The 1354-nt window shown below is 38.6% G+C and carries 2 protein-coding genes and 1 pseudogene; 1 reads left to right on the top strand and 2 read right to left on the bottom strand.

All coding sequences use genetic code 11. The features are described 5' to 3' along the window. A partial coding sequence (locus JMX82_RS14105; RefSeq protein ID WP_201540998.1) for a biliverdin-producing heme oxygenase occupies positions 1–412 on the top strand: 412 nt, incomplete at its 5' end. 215 nt (positions 413–627) lie between these two features. On the opposite strand, the pseudogene JMX82_RS14100 reads toward JMX82_RS14105, so the two are convergent. Together JMX82_RS14100 and JMX82_RS14095 are read right to left on the bottom strand one after the other, a co-directional pair. Further along, positions 628–990 (bottom strand): annotated as a pseudogene (locus JMX82_RS14100) (Fic/DOC family N-terminal domain-containing protein); the annotation flags it as partial. Positions 991–1205: 215 nt separating this feature from the next. Continuing rightward, the coding region (locus JMX82_RS14095; RefSeq protein WP_201540996.1) for a transposase at positions 1206–1354 on the bottom strand (149 nt) is incomplete at its 5' end.

The raw sequence follows: 1354 nt of genomic DNA, 5'->3' as shown, positions 1-1354 counted from the left end.
TCCCAGCTTAAACCTTAAGATTAAGGGACTTAATAGTCTATCACGCTTAGAACAAGTAGCCATGGACATGCAAGACCTTCACGTTAAGACTATGTTAGTCGATGAGGCTATACCTAGTCCAAGTGAGTTTGAATCTATTGGTTGGCTTTATTGCTCTGAAGGTTCAAATTTAGGCGCCGCAATTTTATATAAAGAAGCTCAAAAAATTGAACTTACAAGTAATCATGGTGCAAAACACCTATCTGCACATAAAGATGGCAGAATGGTGCATTGGCGTAAATTTAAAGAGCAATTAGATGGCTTAGAATTGACACTAACACAACGCCAACAAGCATTAAAAGGAGCTGAAGATGCCTTTGCATTTTTTAAAAGGGTCATTCGACAAGTAAATTATGCTGAAGAAACGGTGTAACGGTCATTTAGATTGAATGGTTGCTGACATACATGGTCATCAATGTAATTCGAACGCGCCTTAAAGCAGACGTTCGGTTTTTTAATGCCATATTGAGTAATCACTGAGCTATGCTGAGGAAACCGTATAAATAAACTTAGTAAACTAACGACTCGATGAGGAGTTTGCCATGACTAAGAAAAAGCAAAGCTATAGTACGGAAGTTAAAGTATAGGTCAATCCTGGGGCGGTGTATAGACAATATCGCCTTGACTGTTTTTGAGCGTCGTACCCGGCAGCTTACGAAACCCTGCCACGTTTTTCTCTAACTCTTCTTGAATCGCTAAAATGTCACTTAAGCGAATAATACCGCTTTTTCGTACCGTATCAAAACTTGATTTGAGCGCTTGTGTGTAGTTCTGCACCTCTTTGGTCGCAAGGCTCTGATTGACGATATCAAGCTCAGCTTTAAACAGCTCATCATTGGTTGTGACAATATTTTCGATCTCAGAGCTGTGCTTCGCCTCTTGTAGCGCCAACGTATTGATTAAAATAGCTTCATTAGGAATAGAAGAGACCACACCTTTAAGCTCAGCTAAGTATCGGTTGGTTGCCCTTACGCAGGGGGCGGGGCGACTAACAAACTAAATTTAAAAAACTTTAGTTTGTTAGTTTAAAATTGTTACTTATTTGTTACAATGAGTTCTATCAACAATTTTTAGTTATTTAATAAATTAGACATTGTATTCGTTCGATCAAAGTATCGCCTAAAATTTTAGGGGAAATTCAAAGGACTTTAGGGCGTGTATAGAATTCAAATAAGCGGAAGCCAGATATAAGTACAAGCGAGAATAATAGCGGCTTCATAACTCGCTTTAAGCTTATCATAGCGAGTAGCTATTCCCCTAAAGTGCTTTAATCTGGCAAACGCATTTTCGACTAAATGACGGCAACGATATAAAT

The sequence above is a fragment of the Psychrobacter sp. 1044 genome, from assembly GCF_904846525.1.
Lineage (GTDB): Bacteria > Pseudomonadota > Gammaproteobacteria > Pseudomonadales > Moraxellaceae > Psychrobacter.
The sequence above is the reverse complement of the archived record's forward strand: the minus strand, read 5'-3'. Positions and strand labels throughout refer to the sequence as shown.